23 protein-coding genes and 2 tRNA genes are annotated in these 21,762 nt (G+C 58.3%); 10 read left to right on the forward strand and 15 right to left on the reverse strand.

The features are described from left to right. Positions 1-22: 22 nt before the first annotated feature. Both NKG95_RS15015 and rbsK read left to right on the forward strand, forming a co-directional pair. A complete protein-coding gene (locus NKG95_RS15015) occupies positions 23-475 on the forward strand; it encodes an RbsD/FucU family protein (RefSeq protein WP_352481196.1) in 453 nt (150 codons plus the stop codon). A 4-nt stretch (positions 476-479) separates the two neighbouring features. Then, on the forward strand, positions 480-1,421 hold the full coding sequence (rbsK, locus tag NKG95_RS15020; protein ID WP_353041287.1) for a ribokinase: 942 nt from the start codon (positions 480-482) through the stop codon (positions 1,419-1,421). 203 nt (positions 1,422-1,624) lie between these two features. Here the strand turns inward: rbsK and NKG95_RS15025 are convergent. After that, positions 1,625-1,701: transfer RNA gene (locus NKG95_RS15025), tRNA-Asp, on the reverse strand. Positions 1,702-1,918: 217 nt separating this feature from the next. Between NKG95_RS15025 and NKG95_RS15030 the strand changes: the two genes are divergently transcribed. The 7 genes from NKG95_RS15030 (at position 1,919) to NKG95_RS15065 (ending at position 8,711) form a co-directional block, all read left to right on the forward strand. Further along, positions 1,919-1,994, forward strand: a tRNA-Val gene (locus NKG95_RS15030). An 895-nt stretch (positions 1,995-2,889) separates the two neighbouring features. Next, positions 2,890-3,477, forward strand: coding sequence for a recombinase family protein (locus tag NKG95_RS15035; protein WP_353041288.1), 588 nt, complete (start codon positions 2,890-2,892; stop codon positions 3,475-3,477). After that, on the forward strand, positions 3,474-3,938 hold the full coding sequence (dut, locus tag NKG95_RS15040; RefSeq protein WP_353041290.1) for a dUTP diphosphatase: 465 nt from the start codon (positions 3,474-3,476) through the stop codon (positions 3,936-3,938). The genes NKG95_RS15035 and dut overlap by 4 nt, the downstream gene beginning before the upstream one ends. 44 nt (positions 3,939-3,982) lie before the next feature. Next, the gene (locus tag NKG95_RS15045) at positions 3,983-4,867 is read left to right on the forward strand and encodes a phosphoribosyltransferase-like protein (RefSeq protein ID WP_353041292.1); all 885 of its coding nucleotides are present in this window, start codon (positions 3,983-3,985) and stop codon (positions 4,865-4,867) included. Continuing rightward, positions 4,864-6,750 (forward strand): ORC-CDC6 family AAA ATPase, encoded by a 1,887-nt coding sequence (locus tag NKG95_RS15050; protein WP_353041293.1) that lies wholly within the window; start codon positions 4,864-4,866, stop codon positions 6,748-6,750. Before NKG95_RS15045 ends, NKG95_RS15050 begins: the two co-directional genes overlap by 4 nt. A gap of 52 nt (positions 6,751-6,802) precedes the next feature. After that, positions 6,803-7,660 carry a hypothetical protein gene (locus tag NKG95_RS15055; protein WP_353041295.1) on the forward strand — a complete coding sequence of 286 codons (858 nt, stop codon included), beginning with the start codon at positions 6,803-6,805 and terminating at the stop codon, positions 7,658-7,660. A gap of 628 nt (positions 7,661-8,288) precedes the next feature. Then, the gene (locus tag NKG95_RS15065; protein ID WP_353041381.1) at positions 8,289-8,711 is read left to right on the forward strand and encodes a hypothetical protein; all 423 of its coding nucleotides are present in this window, start codon (positions 8,289-8,291) and stop codon (positions 8,709-8,711) included. Positions 8,712-8,836: 125 nt separating this feature from the next. Here NKG95_RS15065 and NKG95_RS15070 read toward each other — a convergent pair whose 3' ends face one another. Together NKG95_RS15070 and NKG95_RS15075 are read right to left on the reverse strand one after the other, a co-directional pair. Continuing rightward, the gene (locus NKG95_RS15070) at positions 8,837-9,235 is read right to left on the reverse strand and encodes a site-specific integrase (protein ID WP_353041297.1); all 399 of its coding nucleotides are present in this window, start codon (positions 9,233-9,235) and stop codon (positions 8,837-8,839) included. Beyond that, positions 9,196-9,906 (reverse strand): site-specific integrase, encoded by a 711-nt coding sequence (locus NKG95_RS15075; RefSeq protein WP_353041298.1) that lies wholly within the window; start codon positions 9,904-9,906, stop codon positions 9,196-9,198. Before NKG95_RS15075 ends, NKG95_RS15070 begins: the two co-directional genes overlap by 40 nt. Before the next feature lie 483 nt (positions 9,907-10,389). Here NKG95_RS15075 and NKG95_RS15080 point away from each other — a divergent pair, with 483 nt between their 5' ends. Further along, the gene (locus tag NKG95_RS15080; protein ID WP_353041300.1) at positions 10,390-10,713 is read left to right on the forward strand and encodes a hypothetical protein; all 324 of its coding nucleotides are present in this window, start codon (positions 10,390-10,392) and stop codon (positions 10,711-10,713) included. An 85-nt stretch (positions 10,714-10,798) separates the two neighbouring features. Here the strand turns inward: NKG95_RS15080 and NKG95_RS15085 are convergent, their stop codons facing one another. The 12 genes from NKG95_RS15085 to NKG95_RS15140 form a co-directional block, all read right to left on the reverse strand. Continuing rightward, positions 10,799-11,446: a GNAT family N-acetyltransferase gene (locus NKG95_RS15085; RefSeq protein WP_353041301.1), complete on the reverse strand. Its 648-nt coding sequence runs from the start codon at positions 11,444-11,446 to the stop codon at positions 10,799-10,801. After that, a complete protein-coding gene (locus NKG95_RS15090) occupies positions 11,443-12,228 on the reverse strand; it encodes an SDR family oxidoreductase (protein ID WP_353041302.1) in 786 nt (261 codons plus the stop codon). The genes NKG95_RS15085 and NKG95_RS15090 overlap by 4 nt, the downstream gene beginning before the upstream one ends. Next, complete coding sequence (locus tag NKG95_RS15095; RefSeq protein ID WP_353041304.1) at positions 12,225-13,220, reverse strand: ABC transporter permease; 996 nt, start codon at positions 13,218-13,220, stop codon at positions 12,225-12,227. Before NKG95_RS15095 ends, NKG95_RS15090 begins: the two co-directional genes overlap by 4 nt. Before the next feature lie 162 nt (positions 13,221-13,382). Continuing rightward, positions 13,383-14,423, reverse strand: coding sequence for a sugar ABC transporter substrate-binding protein (locus tag NKG95_RS15100; RefSeq protein WP_352571438.1), 1,041 nt, complete (start codon positions 14,421-14,423; stop codon positions 13,383-13,385). A 39-nt stretch (positions 14,424-14,462) separates the two neighbouring features. Then, on the reverse strand, positions 14,463-15,227 hold the full coding sequence (locus tag NKG95_RS15105; RefSeq protein WP_352857132.1) for an ATP-binding cassette domain-containing protein: 765 nt from the start codon (positions 15,225-15,227) through the stop codon (positions 14,463-14,465). Then, the gene (locus NKG95_RS15110; RefSeq protein ID WP_352495338.1) at positions 15,224-16,390 is read right to left on the reverse strand and encodes an ROK family transcriptional regulator; all 1,167 of its coding nucleotides are present in this window, start codon (positions 16,388-16,390) and stop codon (positions 15,224-15,226) included. The genes NKG95_RS15105 and NKG95_RS15110 overlap by 4 nt, the downstream gene beginning before the upstream one ends. Positions 16,391-16,501: 111 nt before the next feature. Further along, entirely contained in the window at positions 16,502-17,257 is a 756-nt protein-coding gene (locus tag NKG95_RS15115) for an ABC transporter permease (RefSeq protein ID WP_023717344.1), read from the reverse strand. After that, entirely contained in the window at positions 17,254-18,027 is a 774-nt protein-coding gene (locus NKG95_RS15120) for an ABC transporter ATP-binding protein (RefSeq protein ID WP_352857127.1), read from the reverse strand. Before NKG95_RS15120 ends, NKG95_RS15115 begins: the two co-directional genes overlap by 4 nt. Next, positions 18,027-19,055: an ABC transporter substrate-binding protein gene (locus tag NKG95_RS15125; RefSeq protein ID WP_353005562.1), complete on the reverse strand. Its 1,029-nt coding sequence runs from the start codon at positions 19,053-19,055 to the stop codon at positions 18,027-18,029. The genes NKG95_RS15120 and NKG95_RS15125 overlap by 1 nt, the downstream gene beginning before the upstream one ends. An 89-nt stretch (positions 19,056-19,144) precedes the next feature. Then, entirely contained in the window at positions 19,145-19,582 is a 438-nt protein-coding gene (locus NKG95_RS15130; RefSeq protein ID WP_023717347.1) for a VOC family protein, read from the reverse strand. 2 nt (positions 19,583-19,584) lie between these two features. After that, positions 19,585-20,325 carry a FadR/GntR family transcriptional regulator gene (locus NKG95_RS15135; RefSeq protein ID WP_353041307.1) on the reverse strand — a complete coding sequence of 247 codons (741 nt, stop codon included), beginning with the start codon at positions 20,323-20,325 and terminating at the stop codon, positions 19,585-19,587. After that, positions 20,322-21,758, reverse strand: a complete 1,437-nt coding sequence (locus NKG95_RS15140) for an FAD-binding oxidoreductase (RefSeq protein WP_353041308.1) — start codon at positions 21,756-21,758, stop codon at positions 20,322-20,324. The genes NKG95_RS15135 and NKG95_RS15140 overlap by 4 nt, the downstream gene beginning before the upstream one ends. Positions 21,759-21,762 lie beyond the last annotated feature (4 nt).

The raw sequence follows: 21,762 nt of genomic DNA on the forward strand, positions 1-21,762 counted from the left end.
AGCAAACCTCGCGAGGAATACCATGCTCAAAGGAATCAATCCGCTGCTCAATGCCGATGTGCTGCAGGCGCTGCGGGCGATGGGTCACGGTGACGATCTGATCATCGCCGACACCAATTTCCCGTCCGATTCGGTGGCGCGGCAGACTGTGCTTGGCAAGCTGCTGCGCATCGACGCATCGGCAGCGGAGGTCGTCAAGGCGGTGCTGTCGCTTTATCCGCTGGACACCTTCGTCGACGATGCCGCCGCGCGCATGGAGATCGTCGGCAAGCCGGACGAGATACCCGCCGTGCAGCAGGAAGTGCAAAAAGAGATCGATGCCGCCGAGGGCAAGGCCTGGCCGATGATCTCGGTCGAGCGCTATGCCTTCTACGAACGCGCCAAGAAGGCCTATTGCGTCATCCAGACCGGCGAGCGCCGCTTCTATGGCTGCTTCGCATTCCGCAAGGGCGTCGTGCCGCCGGATGCGGAGTAGCGACATGCCGGGCAGACCGATCGTTATGAAGCCTGTTGTCATATTGGGCGTCTTCGTCGCCGACACGGCCTACCGCGCCGCCCGCCAGCCGCGCATCGGCGAGACGATCCTGGGCACGTCCTTCACGCTCGGCCCCGGCGGCAAGGGCTCGAACCAGGCGGTGGCGGCCGGCCGGCTCGGCGCCGACGTCACCTTTCTGACCCGCCTCGGCGTCGATCCCTTTGCCGAGATGGCGAGACAGACCTGGAACGCGGCCGGCGTGAAGAGCGCTGTCATCGACACACCGGAAAGCTACACCGGTGCCGCCTATATCTTCATCGAGGAGACGAGCGGCAACAACGCCATTATCGTCAGTCCCGGTGCGGCCATGCTGATTTCGCCCGCCGATATCGAGGCAAATGCCGAACTGATCCGCGCGGCCGGGGTCTTCGTCACCCAGCTCGAACAGCCGATCGAGGCGGCGATGCGGGCGCTGGAGATCGCGCGTGGGGCAGGGGTGACCACCATCCTCAACCCGGCGCCGGCGGCAAAGCTTCCAGCCCGCATCTATACGCTTTGCGACTATGTCACGCCGAACGAAACCGAGGCCGAGGAACTGACCGGCATCAAGGTGTCCTCGATCGACGATGCCCGCCGTGCCGCCGACAGCCTGCTCGAGAAGGGCGTTGGCACTGTCATCGTGACGCTCGGCGAAAAGGGTGCGCTGCTGCACACGGCCGATCGATCCGAACATGTCGCAGCGGTCGCTGCCGGCCCGGTCATCGAGACCACCGGCGCGGGCGACGCCTTCAGTGGCGGCTTGGCGGCGGCGCTGTCGAGGGGGATCGAACCCCTGCAGGCGGTGCGCTTCGCCTGCGCCGTCGCCGGCATCTCGGTGACGCGTCCAGGCACCGCGCCGTCCATGCCGGCGTTGCAGGAGGTCGAGGCGCTGCTCGCCAAGGGGTGAGTCCGTAGCTGAGGGACCAGACTGTGGGCAGGAAGCTCTTGTCTTGTGGCTCGGCGCGCTAGCAAGCAGGGCTGGTGGGTCGATGTAGAGATCGATCTCAGATTCAAAACCAATGAATCGGGATTACCTGACGAAGAAGACGGTTTTTGACAAATCAACGTCGACATTTCTCCGACACCAAGGGCCGTGGCCCGAAGGAGAAATGGCGCGAGTGACGGGGCTCGAACCCGCGACCTCCGGCGTGACAGGCCGGCACTCTAACCAACTGAGCTACACCCGCGCATGGACGAGCACGTGTCAGCCGTGTTCGTCGTTGGGGCGGTGGATAAGGGGTAAGCCACCGGGTGTCAAGCGGACCCGGACAGCATAACAGCAAACAGCAGAAGGTTTTTTGACAAGCAGAACCTTGTCGCCGAAAGCTGCTCTCGGCCAAGCCGCTGGCCGCTCATTTGGCCTTGCGAAGCCGGTCCTAACTGCTTAAAGGTCCGGCCCGGAGCGGGCGATTAGCTCAGTTGGTAGAGCGCTTCGTTTACACCGAAGATGTCGGCGGTTCGAGCCCGTCATCGCCCACCACTCCCACCAGATAGAATAGCGCTCTTCCAGCTCCCAAAAACGCTGATAAATCAGTTGCTTGCGCGATCTACGATGTTTTCGGTCACACGTCAAACAAGTTACACAGTAGGCACCCCCCGGCATGTCACATCCCCCCTAGACCTGGGGTGTCACCCATTTTCATCGCAGCGGGAGTCGCCTGTCGGTTTGTTGCGAAGGAATCTCATTCCATCAGGACGATAAGTCTACAGATCGAAGAAGCGGGGCGCGTCGACAACCTTAGTCTACATTTTGAGGTTGCACTCTTTGTAAACATATTGCGCCCTCTTTAGGTGGGTCAGCCGAACTCCAATTCGCTCGGCCCCAAACAAGATGACCGCCCCTGTCAGGGCTTTCGGACGACTGATTTCTCCTGGGCCCAGTTTTCGCGGCATACAAACCGGAATGGACCATCAACGACGTAGGTGAAGACTTTTCTGCTTTCCTCTGCCGAACCACGCCACCCAACGATCCTGCCACCGTGCCATGCTGGAGATGATTGGGTTTCGTGCAGAAATATCCGTCCGCCTAAAGCCTCGTCCGCAAGGTCATTGCTAACCACCCAATTCCCGGATTCAAACTGCTCTTCTTCCCTTTTATGCACGTGATTAAGGCCGTGCGGACATACAAAATGTAGTTCCAATGTCATCTGAGATCCTCCCTTCGCTCTCAGACTGACATCGCATCCATTGCCGTCAAGCGATTGTTCAAGCCTTCGCCTTGCACTTGGTTCTTACAAAAGAGCCCCAAAACTTCGACAACAGGCGTTCAAAAAACCCCCTGTGAATTCGGTCTGCATGACCTTGATTTGTATGGCCTTCAAAGAGTCAAAATTTATGTTCATAAAATGAGTGTTTTATGAACATTGGAGGGCAATATGAAACGAGCTGCTTTATATCTTCGCGTGAGCACGAAGGAACAAACTACCCAGAACCAACGCATCGAACTAGAGCGCGTGGCTCAGGCCAAATGCTGGTCAATCGCCAATATCTATGAGGATAATGGGATTAGCGGAGCCAAAGAGAGACATAAGCGGCCAGCCTACGATCAAATGTTGAAAGATGCCGTTCGAGCCAAATTTGATATCTTAATGTCGTGGGACGTATCACGCTTAGGGAGGAGCCTAGGGGGTCTTGTTAGTGCGCTGGACGAGCTTCATGTGCACGGAATTGACGTTTATCTTCATCAACAGGCTATCGACACGACCACTCCCTCCGGAAAAGCGATGTTTCAGATGACGGGAGTGTTTGCTGAATTTGAACGGTCGATGATTAGAGAACGTGTGAAGGCAGGTTTGCAAAGAGCCAAAGAGCAAGGAAAAAAATTGGGGCGGCCGGAACGCCAGTTGTGTGAGATGTCGATAGAAACTGACAGACAACGTGGCCTATCGATCAGGCAGATAGCTGCTAAGTATGACGTTTCGGTAGGAAAGGCACACAAAGCCGTCCAAAGAGTTTCAAGATGAGCCAGAACCGTTTGCTTTTACGCGTCGTTTGTTTGCCACATGCTCAAGACATTGAGCTTCCCCAATATGCTTCAGACGGCTCCTCAGGGCTCGACATCAGGGCAGCTGTTCCGACTGACAACTCCATCATTTTGTCACCTGGCGAATGGGCAATGGTGCCGACCGGATTGCGCCTCGGATTTCCAGATGGATATGAAGGGCAGATTCGAACGCGATCCGGTATCGCAATGCAACATGGAATTGTTGTGTTGAATTCTCCCGGGACAATCGACAACGACTATCGTGGCGAGCTAAAGGTTCTTTTGATGAATCACGGCAAGTCGCCATTCACGATTTCTAGGGGCGCACGTATAGCTCAACTTGTTATCGCACCTTACGCCTCAGTAGAACTGGTGAAAGTTAATTTCATTGCGCCAACTAAACGACAAGACAATGGTTTTGGATCTACCGGGGTCGAGTAGACACTCTTTTAAGACGCACCGTACGATAAAAGATGTAAATTGAAATGAGTGATGTCGATCTGATATCTGAAAAAGTACGCTACTTCAGATCGTTCCAAATCTGGCCGCTCTCTCAAAAGCTCGACACTGTGCAATGGCGGCAGAATTTCTTAGCGGATGAACTAATTTTTGCTGACAGATTGCTTGACCGTTTTGTTTATTTTTGCGACCCAATGGTCGATGCACTTATTTCTGGGGCAGTTAGAAGATTTTTTGATTCAGAGTACTTTAGATTGGGCTCCTCTCAGGCGGTAAAGAACGCAAGGTACGCCTTTGTTTACGTGGAGGGCGAAACTCCGAACCCAGCTGACAGCGGATTCTCATTCATGCGAAGGCTTAGAGATAAGCTTCGAATAGAAGAATCGCGTCTGCTATCTCCAGATAACGCGATTCTAAAACATGATGCATTTGACACTTTTGTGTTCGTTGACGATTTCGTCGGCAGCGGAAATCAGATGATCGACACATGGAAACGGCAGAGAAAGAGAACGGACGGGTCTACCGCTTCGTTTCTCGACCTAGCGTCAGCCGGCAAACACACATTTGTATACTGCCCATGCCTCTGCACCGAATACGGCAAGGCCCAACTTGGCCGCAAGGCACCACAGCTTCAGATCGTTCCCGCTCACTTGCTAACAGAAAGCCACAACGCATCGTCCTCAAGCTCTCTAATCTGGACCGGATTAAACGTCTCAGAAGGTATCGATTTTCTAGAGCGTGCAGCTAAGCGGGCAGGCTTCACAGCCCACGACGGAGGAGAGAACGATTGGCGGGGATTTCACAAGCTGGGATTGTCGGTGGGGTTTCATGACTCTATCCCAGACGCCTGTTTGCCCATATACTTTTCCGACCTGAACAGCTGGAGACCACTGATGAAACGAAGCCCATGACCGAGTTCGATGCAACCTCCAAATCGCTGAAGGAGCTGTTTGGCAGTTTTCGAGCTGAGTGGCTTCAAGAGAAACTTTTCACGCTGTTTAATGAGCCCACATACTTCCCATCGCTCATAGATCACCGTCCCTGTGTATTGGTAGGGGGCCGCGGCACAGGAAAAACGACCGTCCTTCGATGCATGTCCTATGAGGGTCAGCTAGCGCTGGCTGGCAATGACTTTTCTAAAGTCTCTGCAAACGATTTTGTCGGTCTGTATCATAGAGTGAATACCAATAGGATTACGGCCTTCACCGGGCCAAATAAAACGCCTGACCAATGGCGGCAGCTGTTTAGCCACTATGTCAATATTGAAATATGCGAAATGCTCCTGGAGGCGCTCGAATGGTATCAGAACCACATTAAAGAGGCAGACCACCTCAATAGTGATGCCTGCCGTCGAGTCGCGATGTCGTTTGGCTACGAAAATATCGACACTCAAGAATCTCTTAGAAATTGCATAGATTTATCAAGAAATAATCTTGAGCTATATATAAATAATAGCGCGATGGATATGCCGACCCTGTCGCTTCTGCAGGCGCCAATTGATAAGCTTATTGTCGAAATTGAACGTCTGAGTTATTTTAGGCGAAAGCGGTTTTACATAATACTGGATGAATTTGAAAATTACTTAGATTATCAACAGCAAGTGCTTAACACATTGATAAAACACGCCGGTTCCGGATACGTATTTAAGATAGGTGTCCGAGATCTGGGATGGCGCGTAAAATCAACTCTAAATCCGACAGAGCAGCTTGTCAGCCCGGCTGATTATGAGCTAATAAATATTGATAACCGTCTAAGCGATACTTTCCCCGCGTTTGCAAGAGAAGTATGCGAGACACGTCTAGCGATGTGGTATAACAGTGCAGGCATAGAAGAGAAGACGCTCGACGATTTGCTTCCAGGCCTCTCTATAGAAAACGAAGCGGTATTGTTGGGCGTTGAGAGTCGGATTGCTGATTTTCGCACGTTCCTATCAGAATCTCCTCGTGCTGAGCAGCTGGCTGAGCTTAGCGGTTTATCAATTTATGTATTTCTGGCTTTCAATCAATATCATTTTGATGACGCATATAAGGATATATGCCTTTTTGCCGCTGGAGATAAACATCAGATAGAAAGGTATGGCAATTATAAATATGCTTACTTGTTCTCGATTACTGGAAAAGGGTCGGAGATTCCGAAATACTATTGCGGGACCGATGTTTTTGCCAAAATATCCCGCAATAACATACGATTTTTTCTTCAGCTAGTCACCGAGAGCATCTCGCGTCATATTGCTGCTGACAACGCCGTAACTGTTCCCATCAGCGTCGAAAACCAGACAAGAGCGGCACGCGATGTCGGCCTTCAATATCTTACCGAACTCGAAGGCGTGACCGTGCACGGCGTCCAGCTGGTGAAATTGCTGCTGGGATTAGGCCGATTTTTCCAAATACTCTCAATGAACCCGTTTGGAGGTTCGCCAGAGTGCAATCAATTCCATCTAAAAAAGACCTCAAAAATCTCAAAGCACACCGTCGACGCCGCAACCGACTTACTGCGATACGGCGTTATGTATCTTGCACTGGTTCGTTCCCCGGGCACGAAGTTGGCAACCGAGTCCGACACTAGAGAGTGGGACTACTCGCCTCATCCAATCTTCGCGCCATTCTTCAATTTCAGCCATCGGCGAAAGCGTAAACTAGACCTCACTGAAGAGGACATCTTGGATATGGTCGATCGGCCTCAAGATACGATCCGGCGCTTGTTGAAGAATCGCGCCCCTCTTTTTGACCAAGAAATACCTCGCCAGCTTCGCCTCTTTGACGACTACTACCTCGGCGCCAATGCTGATAGCTAGGCCTTCCCAAATTTATGACCGTAGCTCGCTGCTTCAGTTGCCGGCAGGGTGTGTGTTGCTGCACGGCTTTTTGGAGGAGAGGAGCGCTTTGCCAGATGAATGGACAAAAAATCCCTCTATTGAACTTATGGAAGTGGTCGAGAACGACAGCATAGCTTGGTTCGAAATTCGATCTCGCCCGGGGAAGAAAATTGCCGGGGATAGCCGTGCCGATCTAAATGAGCTGTTTCTCCTAATAGCTGGAAGGCCAATATTCATCGATTTAACTGGGTTAAGCCACCATTCTTGGATGCCGTTGCTTAGAGCTGGGATGGAGCTTGGGGTGTCAGTTCGCTGCATTTATGCAGAGCCAGAGAAATATCAGATAACGAATAATCCTCGACCAAGCGAATTTTTTGATCTAAGCGAGAGAATTCGAGGAATATCGCCAATCCCGTCATTCGCTAAGCTTTCTAGCGGACGAAAATTAGAAACGATAATGGTCCCATTGCTAGGATTCGAAGGGACGCGTTTTCGTTATATCGTCGAAACGCTGCAGCCTGAGGGCAAAAACGTTTATCCTGTAGTAGGCGTTCCCGGCTTCAAGCCTGAATACCCCTTTCATGCATACCAGGGAAACGCCACCACGCTTGACTCAACTCGCGCTTGGGAAAACGTGCGGTTTGCAGACGCCGCTTGCCCTTTTGCAGTGAACGAGTTGCTGCATGAGTTCCGAAGGTCGACGCCCAACAGCTTCCTACAGGTACCTCTTATAGGCACCAAGCCCCACGCTCTAGGGGCGGCCATGTTCGCGTTGTCGAATGACAATGTAGAACTGGTTTACGACCACCCAGTTCGCAAGCCCACCCGAACCTCTGGATCATCGCGGTGCCATGTCTACTATGTGTCAGAATACGTCTCGGGTCGATAGCCGGTCGCAAAGCGATGCGCACTACACATCTCCCGCGCTGGCGTCGACATTATTGTCCCACTGCGGACTCTATCGGCCGGCTCGTATAGCTGATTTTGCTGCTGGAAACGGCAGCCTTATCCGAGCCGCAGGTGCCCGATGGGCAGATGCGTTTCTGTATGCAAATGACCTTGATGCAAATTCAACCCAGGAGATAAGGCGACAGGGTTTAGCGAGCATAACTGATGATCTGGATTTCTTGGACCCTGAATTTTTGTCAAAGAGTTCATTAAGAGACAATGATAAATTCTGCCTTATACTGTTAAATCCACCATTCGCAGGAGGAGGTAACATTCCGTTCAACCCAAGAGGAAGCAACTCCTCAATAAAATGCAGCCGTCCGATGTCATTTGTTGTTTCTGCTCTAGATCATCTGTCTGAACATGGCGAGTTACTCGCTATTTTGCCAACATCAACCCTTCACAGCCGGCTTGATCGTGATGTTAGGGCTTTTCTCAGTGAGCAATACGGTTTCTCTGTAACAAAACCACCTGCGTATGGACACTTCCCTAGGGTGGATGCTTCCGTATATCTGGCACGAGTCTGTTTTGGGAGATACCCAAACTGCTTGAGCGAACAAGAGCCCTTGGTGACCGATAGCTTCCCTTGGAAGATCATGAGGGGAAACGCTTCAATTGCTCGTAAAAGTAGACTGATAAGCGATGCTGAATGCGGCATGGTCCACACAACTGGTGTACGAGATGGGCGCATCGTCGAACGCTATGAATTACCAACCTATGGTTGTGTCTATAGACAATCACCGGCAGGCAGCATTTTGTTGCCAAGAGTGGGGGCGCTAAAGCTGGGCAGCATCGTGCGAACGTCGAAGCCGGAAATAACCTCTGATTGCTTATTTTCCATCAAGGGTCACGATTCAGACTGGGATATGAAGATCAGTTCGGCGATAGTTCAGCGCTTTTCAGAGTTAGCTTCCCTGTTTGCAGGCACCGGAGCTCCATTCCTAACCGTTGAAAGATTGCAGCGCTTTCTCATACAAGCTGTCGGCTGTTAATAAGCAATCGATGAAGCAGCAAGCCGATTGAGGCCCAATCCTAAGGTCCGGGTGTGCCAGTGACGAGAATTTCGGATACTGACAGCGAGAGGGCACTGCGTTGACATTGCAGAGGGTATCGAAGTTCAGTCCGCAACCAGAATCGCCTGTCGGTCGGTGGTGAGAGGTTTTGCCGATACCGGACCTAAAAGCTTCGCTCTGACTGCTTCCTGATTGGCGTGGCTGTACCTCATTAACTGTGCAAGCGTCCGGTGGCCTGAGATCGAGGCGACCTCGGGGACGGTGAGGCCGAGTTCAAATAGCCTAGAAATGGCTTCGTGTCTGAGGTCATGGAAGTTGAGATCATCAATCTTAGCTCGTCTCGTCAGCCTGTCCCATTGGAGCCTCATAGCCACCGGAGTGACAGGGAAGGCTAGGTCTGTTGGGTTGGCATCGGCTGTCCTCAGAGCTCCTAGGATTGCGACTGCCTTTGGTGTCAGAGGGATCACTCTCGAATAGCCAGATTTCGACTCAGGGATGACCAAGGAATGGCGTTCGAAATCGACATGACGAACTGGACCAAAAGTATCTCGCCACGCCTCATGGCCGTCTCTAGAGCAAACAAGATGATAGGAACGACGAGCCTGTTCTTGCCCCGCTTTGTCGCCTCTAAGAGCCTGTCAAGTTCGCCGGAACGAAGCCGCCTTTCCCGCTTGTTGTCGGTCACCTTCAGCTTCAATCCGTCCAGCGGGTTCCTGAGTGGGATCTCCCATTCGATAAGGGCGTGACGAAACATATGGGAGAGGGGAGAAAGCTCCCGCTTCAGGGACTTGGCTGTAATCGGCTTGTCTGACCTGTGCTTGGGCTCTTTCAGCCTTTGATCCCTGTAGCCTGCGAAATCAGCCGCGCTTAGCTCATAGAGCGTTTTCTGACAGATCCGATAGCGAAGGAAGCGGTTTAACAGGATCGTCTCGACACACGAGCACTTCTTTCTGGGAACGACCTCATCCCGATACCGCGAGACTAGGTCGCCTAGGGTGATCGCTTTGAGGGTCTTTCGGTCGGGTCCAAGGTCTTGTCTGTCATGCTGGCGCTCAATCGTCCTGGCCCATTCCCTGGCGTCCGCCTTTGATACGAATGACCTGGATTGGACAGGAAATCCTTGGCGCCTGACCTGGACCTGCCACTTGCCGTTGCGCTTTCGAATAGTAGCCATTGTTAACTCCCGGTGTGACTGTGCTGTGACAGCAACCGATTAGTCAGCTTTGGGACCAGAGAGAGCTAAGGATATGTCTTTGATTTCACAGGGATAATTTTCCTGTGGATCAAGCCATTTCGGGTAGAGCGCTTCGTTTACACCGAAGATGTCGGCGGTTCGAGCCCGTCATCGCCCACCATTTTCCTCAATGTGCTCAATCAGGGGCTACACCGCCCAAGCTGACCCGCCCGGCGCAACCTCTGATCGCAACCAATGGTTTCGCTGTTGTTGCGCTATTTTCCGCCCGCAAATGCTTCGCGGCCCAGGCGAGACACATCTGACCACTACGCCACTAGGACTTTGGTCCGATCAAAAGCGCCTTTCCGTAGGGACTTAAGTCTGATCTGGCGCTTCCCCATAAGGCAAACGATTGCCGAAAGATAAAACATGCAGTAATTTAGGGGAGAACAGAAGAAAGCTGAATCATACTTGCACATGAGCATGGGCGGGAGCGAAAATATTCCTGGATGGCTTACGAGTCATCTTCCGGATGATGCCGTGATCGCAGGAGATCTCGCGGATAAGATATCGAAGGAGGCTGAAAAAAACCGGCTTCCAGGCGAACAGGTTGTGAAGACAACCCGCAGCGAAGAAGACATTAAAAAAGAAAAAGTTGAACCTTATCGCAGCACCACGGTTGCGGGAATTTTCGCCAATGGCTCATTCCTCGCGCTATTGGTATTAGCTATCTATCTGCTCTATGTGTTCTCGATTGTGGCGGGAGAAACGGTTGCGCATGTTCCTCTGCCGCCCACACCGAACTAGCAGACGCTCCGCCAAGACTGGAACTAGCCCGCACTGTATTGAAACCTCCCGGTTCTATGCAACTTGAGCGATTGCTTGCCGCAGCTCAGCCTGCAATCGCCGGAGCCTGAGCAAGCCGTTTCGCCACATAAACACAACGCTTCGGCACCTGCACCACCTCAAACCCGATCGCCTTGTAGAACCTTCGCGCATCATCATTCTGCGGCATGACCTCGAGGTGAATGCCGGTTGAGCCGCTCGCGGCAAGGCGCTGCTCGAGAAATTCCATCGCGCGCCTGCCGATGCCTTTCCCGCGCGCTTGCGGCAACAGGTCGATGTGGCCGTGCGACGGAAAGGCGGCCACTGCAGACGGAACAGCGAAATCGGGATGATGGATCCGGTGCCGCGCCCAGTCGCTGCCGCGCCAGCGTGAGCTGTCGGGTCCGGGGTCGGTCACGCGCCGCTGCAGGTCGGGATACCAGTTCGATGCCAGGCTGGCATTGAAAGCAGCTGTGTCGGCTGCGCCAAGCAGATAGCCGGCGGCGCCTGAGGGGCTGTCGACTATGAAGGCCAGTTCGGGTTCGAGCACCTGGTAAGGAATGGTGTAGAGGAGACCGAGCAGTTCCGGGTCGTCCTCGCGGCCGCTGGCATCCTTGCCGGCGTCGCCGGTCTTGAGACAGATTGCGGCAAGCGCTGCACGATCGGCGGCGGTCGCCCGGCGCAGGAAGAAACCGCCGCCGAAATCGACGATCATGGCGGCAGCAGCCGGAAATCCTTGCCCTCGGGCAAAAGCTGCCCGCCGTCGACGATGATGGTCGTGCCGGTGATGTAGCTGGCGTCATCCGAGGCCAGGAACAGGAAGGCGTTGGCCACGTCGCGCGGGCTGCCGAGGCGGCCGAGCGGGATGGCGTCTTCCATGTTCTTGATGAAGGCCGCACCGCGATGCTGCTCTATGCCTTCGGTGAGGATGTTGCCGGGCTCGATGCCGTTGACGGTGATGCCGTAGCCGGAGAATTCGAGCGCAGCCGAACGGATCAGCCCGTTGATGCCGGCCTTGGTCGCCGAATAATGGCCGTGGCCGGGACTGGTGACATGCGGGCCGGTGATCGAGGAGGTGAACAGCATGCGGCCAAAACGCTGTGCCTTCATCGGCACCAGCGCCGCGCGTGCGGCGACAAAGCTGCCGCGCAAATTCACCGCCATGACCCGGTCCCAATCGTCGGGACTGGTGTTTTCCAGCAATTGCCAGGGATAGATGCCGGCATTCTGGACCATGATGTCGAGCCGGCCGTGATGCGCCAGCGCCAGCGCCACGGCGGCTTGCGCATCGGCCATCTGTGAAATGTCGGTGCGTATGAAAGCGGCGCCGAGCTCGTCCGCAGTCGCTTGCCCGGCCTCAACCTCGGTATCGGCCAAAACGAGCTTCGCGCCCTCCTCGGCAAAGCGCTGTGCGATCGCCTTGCCGATGCCGCGGGCCGCACCGATGATCAGCGCCACCTTACCGAAAAGTCTACCGGTTTGCGGTCGGCCGGTCATGCGAGCCTCTGGCGGATGGTTTGCTTGAAGGCGTCGAGCAGCACGGCGGCGAGGACGAGCAGGCCGTGGATCACCTGGGTGAAGTTGGCCGGCAGGCCCATCAAATTAATCGCCGTATTGATGGCCGAGAGCAGCAGCACGCCGGCATAGACGCCGGGCAAGGTGCCGACGCCGCCTTTCAGGCTGACGCCGCCGATGACGACCGCGGCGAAGGCGTTGAACAACAGGCCGACGCCGAGATTGGCGGTGGCGCCGGAGGTGCGGATTGCCAGCAGCCAGCCGGCAAGGCCGGCGATGGCGCCGGCCAGAACGAAGGCTATGACCAGGTTGCGGTTGACGCGGATGCCGGCGCGGAACGTCGCCGTCTCGTTGCCGCCGATCATGACCAGGTGCCTGCCGAAGGGCGTCTTGGCCATGATCAGCGAGAACACCACGAAGCACGCAATGGCGATCCAGGCAGTCAGCGGCAGGCCGCCCAGGCGCTGGATGCCGAACCAGCGGATTGCCGGCGCAAGGTCTTGTGCCGAGCGGCCACCGGAGATGACCAGCACCAGGCCGCGCACCCAGATGTAGGAGGCCAGCGTGATGATGAAGGCGCTCATCTTCACCCTGACCACCAGATAGCCGTTGAAGGCGCCGATTATGCCGCCGACGGCAAGCGCGATGAGCAGTGAAACCGGAACCATCAGCCATTGCGGCTGCAACTGGATGCCAAGGCCGATGCCCGACGAGCAGAACAGGATGCCGACCGCCATGGCGCTGAGCGCCGCCACCGATTCGACCGATAGGTCCATATGGCCGGCGATGATGACCAGCGCCAGGCCGATCGACATGACGCCGAGCACGCTCGAGGCCTCGATGATGTTGGCGAAGATGCCGAGCTGAAAATAGTTCGGGATGAGGATGGAAAAGACCACCAGCACGAAGACCAGCATGAACCAGACAAGATTGTCGAGGATGAACTCGAGGGTTTGGCGCGTGCGGGGGTTCATCTGCGGATCCGGTTGGCGCATGACCCGAAGAACCACTCGGTCGTCGGAAAGATCAGGCGCGGTTGAAAATTGCTGCAACGTTCCCGTGCGCGTCCGTTTGAACGCACCGGGCTGCAGGGCTGGGCTCCGGGCCTGCGTGGCCCGGAGCTTCTGGCGAGTTCGCTATTCGACCGGCTTTATGGTTTCGGTCGGCGGCTTCATGTTGCCCCAGAAGGCCGGGTTATCGACATTTTCCTTGGTGATCGCAGCGCCGGGGATCTTGATGTTCGGCCCCCACGCTTCCTTGGTCAGGGTCGATTTCAGGCCAAGCACATCATATTCGCCGGGCTTGATCTCCTGCTTGTTGACCACCTTGTCCATGAACATGGCGACCGCTGCGGCCTGGGCGTAGAGCGGCTGCTCGACTTCGACATTAAGCCAGCCCTTGCGGATCAGGTCGAGGCCGACCGGAGCACCGTTCGAACTCATCAGCATGACGTCGCCCGGTTTCTTGCCGGCGGCCTCGAGCGAGGCGACGGCAGCGACCGAAAGATGCGCGGCGTGGCTGAAGATCAGGTCGATGTCGGGGTTGGCGAGCAGCTGGTCGTTGACGATGGTCCCGGCTGCATCCGCCGCCCATTGCATGGCCGGCAGCGAGATGATCTTGACGTCCGGGAACGCCTTCATCTTCTCCTCGAAACCCTTCTGGATGTCGAGCGTGTAGGGGTCGCCCGGATCGCCGAGCACCTGCAGGATCTTGCCTTTCACCGAGCCGTTCTTCGCGGTCAGGAGTTTTTGCGCCTGATCGGCGGCGACGTAGCCGATCTCGACGGTTCCGGCCACCGAGGTGAAGTCGGAAGGCGTCGAGGTGATCTGGCGGTCGAACTCGACGACCGGGATGCCGGCGGCACGGGCGGCCTCGATCGACGGTTTCAACGCATTGAAATCGACGGCGGCAAGGATGATCGCCGACGGCTTCAGCGCGATGACGTCGTTCATCTGCGATTGCTGAGCGTCGGTCTTGTTGTCGGCGTTCAGCGTCTTCATCTCGTAGCCGACCTGCTTCAGGAACAATTCCAGCGCGCTCACCGAGCCGGTCTGGAACTCATCGAGCAGTGTCGGCACCATGTAGTAGACGGTGCCCTTGGACTGAGCGAATGCCGGCGTGAGCGTGGCAAAGGCCAGTGCCAGGATACCGAAGACGGAAAGAAGTATTTTCTTCATGTCGTTCGCTCCTCTTGCGCCGGACCCCTCATTTGTCCCTCAGCTCGCCGGTCCGGCACCGGCAAGCGTCTCTCCGGTGATCATGTTGATCACCGCGTCGGGACTTGTTTTGCTGCGTGCGACATCGCCAGCCACGACGCCTTGCCGGATCACCACGATCCGGTCGGCGACCTGGAAGGCCTGTTGCATGATATGGGTGATGATGACGACGCCGATACCCTGGCTCGCCACCTGGCGGATCATGTCGAGGCCGCGCCGCGTCTGCTCGACGCCGAGCGCTGCGAACGGCTCGTCGAGAAGCACCAACTTGCCGCCAAAATGCACGAATCGGTTGAGCTCGATGGCCTGCCGCTGACCGCCGGAGAGGTGCTCGACATTGGTGCGAAGCGAGGGAATGCGGGTGCCGGCGCTGGCCAACGCCTTTTGCACCACCTGCTCCATGGCGCGCTCGTCGAGCACCGGAATGCCGAGAACCTTCCTGGTGATCTCGCGGCCCATGAAGAAATTGGCGACCACGTCGACATTGGTGCAAAGCGACAGGTCCTGGTAGACGGTCTCGATCCCCGCGGCCTTGGCCTCGGCGGGGGATTTGGCGAGGAATTCCTTGCCTTCGAACAGCATGCGGCCGGAGGTCGGCTCGAGCCCGCCGGCAATGATCTTGACCAGCGTCGATTTGCCGGCGCCGTTGTCGCCGAGCAGCGCCACCACTTCGCCCTTGCCGATAGAAAAGCTGATGCCTTTCAGTGCTTCGATGGCACCGTAATTCTTGGCAACGTTATCGAGCACCAGCAGGGGTTCGCTCATGCCGCGATCCCCTTGTTATGCAAGAGATCCCGCCCGCGTTCGCGTTCGGCGGTGAAGATCTGGCCGAAGCGTGGCGAAAGCACCCCTGAGACGGCAAGCGCTGCGGCGCCGCGCAACACCGCATGCTGGCCGCCGCGCGCGACGCTGACGCGGGGCGTCGTGCGGTCGCTTCGCGCCGAGACCGAGTTGGGCAGGTGCGCAGCTGCGCCGGCCAGTCTTTCGAGCAGGTCGGTGGACGCCAGCCCGCCAAGGATGATGGTTTCGGGGTCGAACAGGTTTTCGATGATGGTGATGGCGTTGCGGAAGATCGGCGCGATCTCGCTCACCCAGTCGGCGTCGGCGACGTTGCGGCGCCGCAGCGCCTCGAGCGAAAGATACCGTTCGAGGCAGCCGCGATTGCCGCACGGGCAGGGCTCGCCGCCCGGCACCACGGGAATGTGGCCGATTTCGCCGGCATTGCCCCAGGCGCCGCGCAATGCGGCTCCGTCATGCACCATGACGCCGCCGAGGCCGACACCGAAATAGAGATAGTAATATTCGGAATAGGCCGTGCCGAGGCCATAGAGGCGCTCGCCGATGGCAGCCGCCGCCATGTCGGTTTCGAAAAAGGCCGGCAGCCCGGTCGAGGCGGCCAGCCGCTCGCGCAGCGCCACATCCTTCCAGCCGGTCATGGTGGTCGGACCGACAAAGCTCATGGACTCCACGCCAAACGGCCCGGGCAACGCCATGCCGATGCCGAGGACGCGGCCACCGGGCCGCAGTGCTGTCAATTCGAGTACCATGGCGCCGATCAGCTCGAAGGCGTGGTCGGGCGTTGCATTTGGGGCCTCGCGGTAGCTGCTCTCGATGACATCGCCGCTGAGGTTGATCAGCGCGGCATTGATGCCCAGCGGGGTGACGTGAATGCCGACGGCATAGCCGCCTTCCGGATTGATCCGCAGCGTTGCCGGGGGCAGGCCGCGCCCCTTGGGCTCTTCGCGCAGCGACAGCACGTAACCGTGCTCTTCCAGCTCGCGAACGATGGTCGACACCGTCTGCACGGTGAGCCCGACCCGCCTGGCAATGTCGCCGCGGGCGATCGGCCCGTGAAGGCGGATGGATTCGAGCACGATGCGCCGATTATACGGCCGCCCGAACTCCTGATTGGTTCCCCGCAGTGCCATGCCTTGCGCCCTCGAGAGAGGCCAGACTGGCACTGAAGATTTATTCAGTCAAATGGAATTCAAAAATAAATTTACAGCCCGCGCCTGGCGGATGACCGCTCGACGGAATGGTCAATAGCGGATGGCACGGCGCTCCAGCAGAACCACGATTGCGAACATCGCGATCGACAAGGACGACGACAGCACGATCGCCGCATAGAGCCGGTCCGACTGATAGTTGAAGGTCGCCTGGATGATGAGCGCGCCGAGGCCCTTATCCGACCCGATCCACTCGCCGACAATGGCGCCGATCACGGCCGTGGCCGAAGCGATTCTCAGCGAGGAGAACAGCATCGGCAATGCTCTTGGCAGGCGCAGGCTCCAGAAGATCTCCCAGCGCGTAGCCGATAGCACCCGGAACAGTTCGTGCTCGTTGTCGCTGGCCGAGTCCAGCCCGCGAATCATGTTGACCAGCGTCGGGAAGAAGCAGATCACCGCCGCGATCACGATCTTCGGCGTCATGCCGAGCCCGAAGATCAGGATGATGATCGGCGACAGCGCCAGGATGGGGATGGTGTTGAAGAACAGCACGATCGGAAAATAGGCGGCCTGCAGGATGCGGCTGTGCACGAACAGCACCGCCAGCAGCACACCGGCAAAATTGCCGATGACAAATCCCGCCAGCGCCTCGATCAGCGTCGGCCAGAGATTGCTGAGTAGCAAAGCAAGACTCTTCCGGAACACGCCTGATATGGCCGTCGGCGTCGGTACGATATAGGCCGGCACGCCGAGCCATGGCAGCAGGAACTGCCAGGCGAGCAGGATCGAGGCCGCGCCAAAAACGGGCAGGGCGACGGCCAGCGCCGATGGCAAGGGCGCCTGCCTCATGAGGCCTGTTCCAGCGCGCCGCGCAGTTCGGCCATCGCGGCAACGATCGCCGGATCCTCGCGCGAACAGCGGTTGCCTGCCTGCTTGAACGGCCGCATGTCGAGGTCTCTGGCCAGGCGGCCCGGATTGGCGGCGAGAACGATGACCCGTTCTCCGAGATAGGCGGCTTCGGCGATCGAATGAGTAACGAAAAGGATGGTCGCGCCGGTGCGCCGCCACAACGACAAAAGCTCGTCGTTGAGGCGGTCGCGGGTGATCTCGTCCAGCGCACCGAAGGGCTCGTCCATCAAAAGCAGCCTGGGTTGCCCGAGCAGTGACCGGGCGATCGCCACGCGCTGGCGCTGGCCGCCGGACAATTGGTGCGGCAGACGCTCACCGAACCCGGCAAGCCCCATCAGATCAAGCAGCTCGTCGGTTCGATCGTCTATTGTCCGGGTAAGCCGGCCTTGTCCGACATCGAGCGGCAGGCGGACGTTGTCGCGCACGGTGCGCCAGGGCAGCAGGGTCGAGTCCTGGAAGACGAAACCGACATCGCGCCGCGAACGGACAGCATGCGGTGTGTCGCCAAGCACGGTGATCGAGCCGCCGAGCGGATCGAGCAGGTCCGCGACTACGCGGAGCAGGGTCGACTTGCCGCATCCCGAAGGTCCAAGGATCGACAGGAAGGAGCCGGCCTCGACCGACAGGTCGAGACCGGAGAGCACTTTCACCACCGGCTGCCGGCCGCTATAGCCGACATCCAGCCTGCGGGCCTCGATCGCCTTCGCCATCAAGCGGCGGGCGCGTCGAGCTTGGGTCGGTCGGCGGCCGACAATTCGAGTATCTTGGTGGTGTAGACATCGGCTGCCGCGGGCCGGCCGTTCGGGTATTGGCCGACCTTGTCCAGCAGCGCCAGCTGCTCCTCGATCGAGGCGGGATCGAAGGTTCCCCATCCGTCCTTGGCGGTTGCACCGTCAAAGGAGAGTTTCAGCACCAGATTGATCGTCTTCTGCTCCCAGCCAAGGTCCATTTCTGGATAGGCTTCGACCATCTTCTTGACTGCTTCCTGCGGATTGGCGTGCACCCAGCCCCAGCCCTTGGCGACGGCGCCGATGAATTTCGCCAGCGTTTCCGCATCCTGTTCGATCGCGGTGTCGGTAGCGAAATAGACGTCGGCATAGGAGTTCAGCCCGAGGTCGCGCACCAGAAGATCGATCCTGTCGTCGCCGACGACGCTCAGCGCCTGGGTGTTGGTGATCCATCCGCCAATCGCGTCGACGTCGCCGCGCACCAGCGGCGCCTTGTCGAAGCCGACATTGACGACGGTGACCTCGGACGGATCAATGCCGTTCTTGGCCAGGATCTCATCGATGACGAAGCGCGCCGTCGGCTGGATGCCGATCTTCTTTCCCTTGAGATCGGCCACGCCGCGGATCGGCTTGGCAGGCTTCGAAGTGAAGGCATAGGGACCGGTGCGGAAGCCGCAGGCGATGATCTTCACCGGCACGCCGCTGGCACGCGCCGCGTAGAGCTGCGGCGTTTCGGAAAACTGGCCGAGTTGTGCGGCGCCCGAAATCACCGGCGGCACCGTTGCCGCATTGGGACCGCCCGGGCTGAATTCCACCTCGAGGCCCGCGTCCTTGAAATAGCCGGTGGCGACCGCGGCGATGTCGCCGATCTGTCCGTTGGACATCAGCCAATCATACTGGATGACGACCTTTCCGGCAGCCTTGGCGCCCGGCGTCAGCACGAGCTGCATTCCGGCCGAAGCTGCCGCGACGGCGGCGAAGCCGGCTTTCACGAAGCTGCGGCGGTTCATGTCGTAGTCTCTGTTCCCACTCATTTTTCGCTCCTGTTGCAAGACGTTCCGTCTCTTCATTGCGCGCCGTTCCCGTGGCGCGGCGTCGTCTACGGCTGTTCGTCGTGATAGTCGCCGGGGCCGCCGTCGAGCCAGGCGTATAGTTCCCAAAGCGTGTCGTCGGGATCGGTGAAATATGCGCAGCGCGCGTTCCAGACATAATCCTCCGGCGGGCCGTAGAAGGGCACGCCCTTGGCTGCCAGTTCGCCATGGAGCCGGTCGATCTCGCCGGGCGCGTCTAGCCTGACCGCAACGCAGACCTTGTGCGCCTGGCGCGGCGACCTCAATTTCGAGACGCCGGTGTGCCGGTTGATGTGGTCGATCTCCCACGCCGCCAGCGTGACGCCCTCGCCATGAAAGTCGGCAAAGCCCTCGGCGCGGCGCCGCAGGCGAAAGCCGAGTTTCTCGACGTAGAACTCAACCGTCCGCTCGATATTTTCGACGAGCAGGCAGACGTCCGAAATCGCATATGCGCCTCCGACCGGCATGGCTACCTCCCTGTGCTGTGCGCGGCGCGCGATGCTGGCAGCTTGACGCCGACGCGGTCGGCGGCGCCGACGATGTGGGCGCGCATCGCCGCCTCGGCGGCCGTGGGATCGCCCGCGACCAGCGCCTCGTAGATGCGCACATGCTCCCCGACATTGACTTCGATCAGGTCGTGCAGCGGATTGGTGAGGCGCGCGTAGTGGATCGAACGGCGGATCTGCTCGCAAACGAAGGAGATAAAGGTGTGGATGTAATTGTTGCCGGTCGCCCGCGCGATCTCGCGATGGAACAAAAGGTCGGCGTCGATGCTGCCTTCTTCCCAGCGCTCCTCGCCGCTCATCCGGTCTAGCGCCGCCTTGATTGCGTCGAGGTGCTCCTGTCCGCGCCGTTCGGCGGCGAGCGCAGCTGACTCGGCTTCCAGTATGCAACGCAGCTCGAACAGCCGCTCCATATTCCCGGTCGCTTTCAGCGCCTCGCCATCGATGCGGATCGACGCGCGCTGCTCCGGCGCCAGCACGAAGGCGCCGACGCCTTGCCGGGCTTCGATCATGCCATCGGCCCTGAGTTGAGCGATCGCCTCGCGCACCACATTGCGACTGACGCCGAATTTTTCCGAGAGCTGCTGCTCGGTCGGCAGCCGCGTGCCCGGATTGAGCTCGCCGGATTCGATCTCGCGGCTGAGGAACGCGGCGACGCGATGCGGCAGCGCCTCGACCGTGCCGATAGCGGCCAGTCTTTGCTTCATGGAAAGGTCTCCATTGGTGGCAGCAGGCAGCCGGGATTCATTGACCCCTGAGGGTCGATCGTTGTTTTGAGGGCCGTGATGAGCCGGCGATGGGCAGGCGCCAGGCCGGCCCAGAAAGTGCGATGACGGGTGCGGCCGATACCGTGCTCGGCGCTGATCGAGCCGCCAAGCGCGCCGACGATCTGGTAGAGTCCGGCGGTGATCTCCGCGCCCTGGGCACGAGCTTCACCCTCGGCGAGCCCAAGCGGTGGCAGGACGTTGAAATGGACGTTGCCGTCGCCGGCATGGCCATAGGCCTGCGGCAGCCAGCCTGGATGTTCCAGCGCCACGAATTGGCGGGCCTGATCGATGAGGGCAGGGATGTCCGATATCCTGACCGCAAGGTCGGTGCGCACATGGTAGCCGCGTCTTGCCTGGCCCTCGACCAGCCCTTCGCGGATCGCCCAGAAGGCCCTGGCCTGTGCGACGCTTTCAGCAAGGACGGCCTCGGCAACCAGACCGCTCTCAATGGCTCCGGCCAGGAAATCGACCAGCATGGAGCGCAGATCGACCGTAGCACTTGCGGAGAGTTCGATCAGCACGTGGACGGGAGCTTCGACCGGCGAAACGATGTTGGCATCGATCAAGCGCGCGAGCGCGATGCACTCCGATCCAATGATCTCGAAGGCCGAAATCAGATCGGATGAGGCCCGGCGAGCCTGCCGGAACAGGGTGATGGCCGCTTCGAACGAAACGAGACCGAGATAAGCGGTCTCGACCCGGGCCGGTTTCGGAAACAGCTTGAGCTCGACGCCGGTGATGATGCCGAGCGTTCCTTCGCTGCCGATGAAGAGCTGCTTCAGGTCGTAGCCTCGATTGTCCTTGCGCAGGCCGGAAAAGCCGCTCCACAACTCGCCGTCGGGCAGGACGACTTCGAGGCCGAGGATGATATCGCGCGCCATGCCATAGCGCAGCACGTTGGTGCCGCCGGCATTGCTGGCCGCATTGCCGCCGATCTGGCAGCTTCCCTGCGCGCCGAGCGCCAGCGGAAACAGGCAATCCTCTGCTTCTGCCGCATCCTTGATGTGCTGCAGGATGCAGCCGGCATCGGCCTGCAGGACGAAATTGTCGGCGTCGACGAGACGGATGCCGTTCAACCGCTCCAGACTGACGACCACCGCGCCACGGGAGTCGATGTCGATTGCACCCGCCACCAGCCCCGTGTTCCCGCCCTGTGGGATGATTCCGAGCCCGAGCGTGCCGCAGAGCCGCGCCACAGCCTGGACTTCGCTGACGGAAGCAGGCTTCAGCACCGCAAGGGCTCCGCCGCGATGATCCCCGGACCAGTCCAAAAGGTATTTCGCCATGCCGGCAGCGTCGGCGGTCACGCCGCTTTGTCCGACAGCGCCCTCCAGAGCATTCAGAATTTCAGGCGGGATACCATGAACGGTCATTACA

It is taken from the genome of Mesorhizobium sp. M1423 (assembly GCF_040317575.1).
Taxonomy (GTDB): domain Bacteria; phylum Pseudomonadota; class Alphaproteobacteria; order Rhizobiales; family Rhizobiaceae; genus Mesorhizobium.